Origin of the sequence: Rhodoferax sp. (genome assembly GCF_028715765.1) — a bacterium.
Lineage (GTDB): Bacteria > Pseudomonadota > Gammaproteobacteria > Burkholderiales > Burkholderiaceae_C > Rhodoferax.
This window is the reverse complement of record NZ_JAQURE010000061.1, coordinates 7,411-13,818: the sequence shown is the minus strand read 5'-3', so window position 1 is coordinate 13,818 and position 6,408 is coordinate 7,411. Positions and strand designations below refer to the sequence as shown.

7 protein-coding genes are annotated in these 6,408 nt (G+C 56.8%); all 7 read right to left on the bottom strand.

Going from position 1 to position 6,408, the window contains the following annotated elements; translation table 11 throughout:
- Positions 1-89: 89 nt before the first annotated feature.
- Positions 90-722 (bottom strand): ribosome maturation factor RimP, encoded by a 633-nt coding sequence (gene rimP / locus PHT20_RS15040; RefSeq protein ID WP_301021150.1) that lies wholly within the window; start codon positions 720-722, stop codon positions 90-92.
- Positions 723-901: 179 nt separating this feature from the next.
- A complete protein-coding gene (locus tag PHT20_RS15035; RefSeq protein ID WP_301021149.1) occupies positions 902-2,521 on the bottom strand; it encodes a dipeptide ABC transporter ATP-binding protein in 1,620 nt (539 codons plus the stop codon).
- Positions 2,518-3,594 carry an ABC transporter permease gene (locus tag PHT20_RS15030; protein WP_301021148.1) on the bottom strand — a complete coding sequence of 359 codons (1,077 nt, stop codon included), beginning with the start codon at positions 3,592-3,594 and terminating at the stop codon, positions 2,518-2,520. Before PHT20_RS15030 ends, PHT20_RS15035 begins: the two co-directional genes overlap by 4 nt.
- On the bottom strand, positions 3,560-4,594 hold the full coding sequence (locus PHT20_RS15025) for an ABC transporter permease subunit (protein WP_301021147.1): 1,035 nt from the start codon (positions 4,592-4,594) through the stop codon (positions 3,560-3,562). Before PHT20_RS15025 ends, PHT20_RS15030 begins: the two co-directional genes overlap by 35 nt.
- A 2-nt stretch (positions 4,595-4,596) precedes the next feature.
- Positions 4,597-5,082 carry a GNAT family N-acetyltransferase gene (locus PHT20_RS15020; RefSeq protein WP_301021146.1) on the bottom strand — a complete coding sequence of 162 codons (486 nt, stop codon included), beginning with the start codon at positions 5,080-5,082 and terminating at the stop codon, positions 4,597-4,599.
- Complete coding sequence (locus PHT20_RS15015; protein ID WP_301021145.1) at positions 5,048-5,359, bottom strand: DUF1778 domain-containing protein; 312 nt, start codon at positions 5,357-5,359, stop codon at positions 5,048-5,050. The genes PHT20_RS15020 and PHT20_RS15015 overlap by 35 nt, the downstream gene beginning before the upstream one ends.
- Positions 5,360-5,455: 96 nt before the next feature.
- On the bottom strand, positions 5,456-6,408 hold a 953-nt coding region (locus PHT20_RS15010; protein ID WP_301021144.1), incomplete at its 5' end, for an ABC transporter substrate-binding protein.

Here is a 6,408-nt window from a genome sequence, read left to right as displayed (position 1 = left end):
CCACATCACGCTCGACGTTTTTCTCGCGTGAGATGGCATCGACCAACATTAACATTTCGCGATTCATGCCATGACTCTCCTGTTTCAATTCAAATGGGTTCAGACTCATCCAAAGGCTGCGCCGCAGAACGGCCTTTGAAGCTGACGATGGGCGCCAAACGCGCTTCTTTAAGTTCACTGATCACAAAGCCCAGCGCTTGCAGCGGGGGCAAGGCGCGCTTTTTACTGATCTTTTGCCCAGGCTTGGCAACAATTTCATCACGCCAGACAATTTGCCATGACGGCTCTGCTGGCATCACTGGTGCCGCTGCTGCCACAGCGTCTACACGTTCTAGCACGCCTCTGAATTTTTTACGGTTGGCATTGACTTGGCCTGAGGCCACAGCCGCACCCAGGGGTTGCTTGAGCGTGACATCAATGGTGTGCCCGACAAAGCGCTCAAAATCTTGGGTGTGGCGCAACGGGCGGTCAATGCCGGGGGAAGACACCTCTAACCTACGGTATTCCACCTGGTCAACTTCCAGGGCAAATTGCAGTTGACGAGTCACTTTTTCGCAATCTTCAACTGTGACAAACTGCTCTTCAACTGAATGGTCTGCAGACGGCGCGAGCCAAGGCAAGTCAATGGTGATGCGCAGCAAGCCACCGGCGGAACGTTCAATTTCCACCAGGTCGTAACCCAGCCCAGCCACAGTTTGTTCGACAATTTCCTTCAGCGCCACCGGTCAATCAGTCCTAAAAATTTGGATACAGCAAAAACAAACGACCAAAAAAAACGGGCGGAAGTGACTCGCCCGTTTGGTCGTGAAGCAGTGGATTGTAGCTTAAAAAGCGTTTAAATCCCTTGTTTTGCAAGGACTTAGCAGGTGGCAGATGTCACCTATCAGGTCATGAGCTGCACTTAAGCCGCACGGATCAAGACTTGGGTGTAGGCCTGCTTGGGGTGACCAAGTACCTCATCGACCGCGCCGGACTCAACCACTTGACCATTTTTCATCACCAGCACATGGTGTGCCATGGCCGCAATCACCGCCATGTCGTGGGTGATCAACAGGTAGCTCAAGCCGCGCTCACGCTGCAGTTTTTGCAGCAGTTGCAGCACCTGTTTTTGCACCGTTACGTCCAGCGCACTGGTCGGTTCATCAAGCACTAACACCTTGGGCGAGATGATGAGTGCCCGCGCAATGGCCAGGCGCTGGCGCTGACCGCCTGAGAATTCATGGGGGTACCGCGACAACAGGGCCTCTACATCGCTATCATCCGCCAAACCCACGTCTTTGAGCGCCGCAATCACAAGCAAACGCCGCTCAGCAGCCGACAAACCCGGTTCATGCACGCCTAAGCCTTCGCCCACGATGGCCTCGATGGTCATGCGCGGCGACAGCGATGAAAACGGGTCTTGAAACACCACCTGTACTTGCCGACGCAATGCCAGGTTGCGGCGCACATCCACCCCCCAAGCCGAGCCCATCACACGCAGTTGCCCTTGAAAAGGCAGCAAGCCCAACACTGCCAGCGCCAGCGTGGACTTACCCGAACCAGACTCACCAATCACACCCAAGGTCTGGCCGCTGGGCAATTCAAAGTCTGCCCCATGCACAGCCACAAACTCACCACGCCGAAACCAGCCCCGAAAACCAGACAGAGGAACGGCGTAAGTCACACGCAAACCCTGTGCCGAAATGACTGGGGCGCAAGGCTCGCCACCCGGCTGTTGAGCCCACGCATCGCGCTCGGGTCGGCTGGCCATCAAGCGCTGGGTGTAGGGGTGTTTGGGCTGTGCAAAGACCGTCTGCGTGGCCCCCTGCTCGACCACTTGCCCCTGCTCCATCACCACCACACGGTCGGCAAAGCGGCGCACCAAATGCAGGTCGTGGGTGATCAACAGCACCGCCATGCCATGGCGGTGCTGCAAATCAGCCAGCAAGTCGAGAATTTGCCCTCGCAAGCTCACATCCAGGGCTGTGGTGGGTTCATCGGCCAACAGCAATTTGGGGCGACACGCCAACGCCATGGCAATCATGACGCGCTGGCGCTGGCCACCACTGAGCTGATGGGGGTAAGCCCTGGCGCGCTGCGCAGGCTCTGTAATACCTGTATCAGATAGTAATTTGATAGCTGCTTGCGCGCACAATACGGGCGTTAGAGCCTGTTTTAGTCTCACAACCTCAGCAATTTGATCGCCCACACTCATGAGCGGGTTCAGCGCCGTCATGGGCTCCTGAAAAATCATGGCAATGTCTTTGCCACGGAGTTCGCGCAGTTCTGACGCTGGGATGGAGAGCAAGTCACGCCCATCAAACATGGCTTGGCCGCTGAGTTTTGCATTTTCCACCAGGCGCAACAAACTCAACGCAGACACCGTTTTGCCTGAACCAGACTCCCCCACCAAGGCAACTTTTTCGCCCACAGCCACAGAAAAATCAAGGCCATGCACCACCTCTTGGCCAGCAAAAGACACCCGCAAGCCGGTCACCTCAAGCAAGGGCGCACCCTTTTGGGGGGTCAGCGAGGCGTTCATTGGTCGGCCTTTCGCGGGTCGAGTGCGTCGCGCAGGGCATCGCCCATGAAGGTCAGCAGCAGCAAGGTGATGACCAACACGGCAAAAGTGGCCAACGAAATCCACCACGCATCAATGTTGTTCTTGCCTTGAGACAACAATTCGCCCAGCGACGGTGTACCCGGCGGCACCCCCAGCCCCAAAAAATCGAGCGAGGTCAAGGCCAAAATGGCACCACTCATGCGAAACGGCAAAAACGTCACCACCGGGGTCATGCTGTTGGGCAGCACATGGCGCGTGATGATGTGCCAATCGCTCACGCCCAAAGAGCGCGCTGCGCGCACGTAGTCAAGCTGGCGATTGCGCAAAAACTCGGCACGCACGTAGTCAGACAAACCCATCCAGCCAAATAAGCTCAACAAAATCAACAACAAACCCAAGCTGGGTGCAAACACCGCACTAAAGATGATCAACAAGTACAGCTCTGGCATGGCGCTCCAGATTTCAATGAACCGCTGAAAAGCCAGGTCGGTCTTGCCACCATAAAAGCCTTGAATGGCGCCTGTGACAATGCCCAGCAGCGTGCCGGTGAAGGTCAGCGCCAGGGCAAACAGCACGCTCACGCGAAAGCCGTAAAGCAACTGCGCCAGCAAATCGCGGCCACGGTCATCGGTACCGAGCCAGTTGTCTGCAGTCGGTGGTGACGGGTTGGGCGCTTTGGCAAAGTAGTTGAGCGTTTTGGCACCATAGGGGTTGGGCGCAAACACCACCCAGTTGCCGTCTTGGCTCAAGCGCTGGCGAATGAACGGGTCCAGGTAGTCGGTGGCTGTGTCAAAGTCGCCGCCAAAGGTTTTTTCAGGGTAGTCGTTGAGCACCGGCACATACAGTTGCCCTTGGTAGCGCACCAGCAAGGGGCGGTCGTTGCTGATGAGTTCAGCCACCAAACTCAAGCCCACCAGCCAGACAAACGCAAGCAGGCTCCAATAGCCTAAATGGTTGCGCTTGAAGCGCATCCAGGCGCGCGCCCAGGGTCCCAAAGAAACGGCTGCCACAGGAGCGTTATTCAAACTTGACACGGGGGTCGACCCAGACATAAGACAGATCAGAGATCAGCTTGGTCACCAAGCCGATCAGGGTGAAGAAATACAGCGTGCCCAGCACCACGGGGTAGTCGCGCCGGATCACACTTTCATAGCTGAGTAAGCCCAAACCATCGAGCGAAAACAAGGTTTCAATCAACAGCGAGCCGGTGAAAAACGCACCAATGAAAGCTGCCGGGAAACCCGTGATGATGGGAATGAGCGCATTGCGAAACACGTGCCGCCACAGCACTTGGCGCTCATTAAGCCCTTTGGCACGCGCTGTCACCACATATTGCTTTCGAATTTCTTCCAGAAAAGCATTTTTGGTCAGCATGGTGGTCACAGCAAAACTGCCCAGCACCATGGCCGTGACCGGCATGGCGATGTGCCACAAGTAGTCGGCCACGCGTGCGCCCCAGCTCAATTCATCCCAATGGCTGCTGGTCAGACCGCGCAGCGGAAACCATTGCAACTGCCCACCAAAAATCACCAGCAGTGCCACCCCCAACACAAAGCCCGGAATGGCGTAGCCCAGCAGCACCAGCAAGGTGGTCACAAAGTCAAAGCGCGAGCCCGCCCGCACCGCTTTGGCCACGCCCAGCGGGACGGCGATCAGGTAACTGATGAAAAATGTCCACAGCCCCAGGCTGATCGACACCGGCAGTTTCTCCACCATCAACTCAGTGACACTTTTGTTTTGAAAAAAACTGCGCCCCAAGTCAAACCGGGCAAATTGCCCCAGCATCTGAAAAAACCGCTCGTGGGCGGGTTTATCAAAACCATACAAAGCCTTGATCTGCTCAATGCGCTTGGTGTCGACACCCTGCGCGCCGCGGTAGCTCAGGCCACCGGTTTCCGCCGCTGCGCCCTTGCCGATGCCGGCCTTGGCCTCGGCCAGGTACTGTTCCACCGGGCCACCAGGCACAAACTGAATCACCACAAAGGTGAGCAACAGCACGCCAAACAGCGTGGGGATCATGAGCAACAGGCGCTTGAGGATGTAACTCAACATGGTTAGTTCACGTGATGGGTCGGCAAAAACAGCAACAGCGCCTGATCAGGGCAAGACTGAAAACCATAGCGCCGATAAAATCCCGCAGCGCGCTCATCCATGGCATCGACAAACAGGCCAAGACCGCCAGCTTCCTGATGTATGCGGCGCGACCTGCCTATAGCATCCACCAGCAGCAATTCTGCAAACCCCTTGCCTTGATCAACACCGTCCACAACAAGGCGACCCAAGCGCACGCCAGGAATGCGCCGTGGCAACTTTTTATGCCAGATTTCAGGCAGCTGTGAGCGGTCGAGTTCAGCCAAAGTCAAAGCATAAAAACCGCAAATTTTGGCAGGCTCACTTTCATCAACCAGGACAAACGTTTTGGACAAACCCTTGTCTTGGTGCTGCCGCGCAACTTGCCTTAGCCAGGCATTGAGCTCTGAGCGTTGGCAGTCAAAGCGCAACCGGTCATGACTGCCAGTTAAAGGCTGTACCAGCAGCATCAGTTTTGGCCAGGTTGTAACGATTCAGGGCGTTTGAGAGCTTATCGTTGAGTGGTGGAGGGCTTTCCATCAAATCGAGCATCCAGCGCCAATCACGCGCTGACAAACGAATAAGCTCTTCGCGCTCAATCACGGTTTGCGCTTCTTTCAACGCCGCTTGAACCAAAAATTGATTCACCGTCGCGCCTGTCAAAGTGGCGGCACGGCACAAGGTGACGTACACGTCGTGCGGCACGCGCGCTCCGATGCGGTCCTGTGTGGCTAATGCCATGGTCATGTTGAACTCCTGCTGAATGCGTTAAGGGTTCTAGTGTAATGGTGTCGTCATATTGGCGACACGACACCAACTTTCCACACCCCTTTGAATTGCACCCTACCGAACCACATCTTTGGCCCACCAGGTGTCGATGGCCCAGCTCTCGCCCTGGGCATAGGGCGGCATCTGGGCGGGTTGATCCAGCCGGTGCTGATTGAACACCATCCGGTGGGTGGGTGCCGACCATTGTGGAATCAACACATGGCTGTGGGCAATGACACGCTCTAACGCGCGGCAAGCGGGCAACAAGTCGGCTTGGGTTTTGGCACGGGTCATGGCTGCAATCAAGGCATCAACAGCGGGGCTTTTCATGCCTGACATGTTGCCCGAATCTTCCTGGTCAGCCGCTTGGCTGCCAAACAGGTCGGCGTATTCCTGGCCGGGGTTGTGGGTGCCGCCGTAGGCCAGAGACGTGATGTCAAAGTCAAACTTTTGCAGCCGCTGTTGGTACAAGGCAAAGTCGACCGGTCTGAATTTCAATGTGATGCCCAGTTTTTCAAGGTTTCTGGCCCAAGGGGTCACCACGCGGGCGCTGCCTTCATTGCTGTCAAGGTATTCGACCTCGAACACCTGACCTTGGGCATTGCGCAACTGCCCGGCCTGTACCTGCCAGCCAGCTGCTTTCAGCAGCGCCTGCGCCTGGCGCAAGTTGGCACGCAAAGAGGACGGCGCCTCGGTGCTGGGCGGCTGCGTCATGGCACCAAACGCTGCGTCTGGCACCTGACCGCGCCACGGCGCTAGCAACGCCAGCTCTGGGGCAGACGGCAGCCCGGTGGCTTGGCAAGCGGTGTTGCCAAACAAGCCGTTGACACGCTGGTAGGCGTTGTAAAACATTTGCCGGTTCATCCACTCGTAATCCAGCGCCAGCCCCAGCGCCTGGCGCACGCGCACGTCTTTGAAGCGGTCACGCCGGGTGTTGAGCACATAACTCTGAAACCCGGTGGGCAAGCGGTGGCGGTATTCACGTTTGACCAGTTCACCCGTGTCAAACCGCTTGCCATTGACCCGGC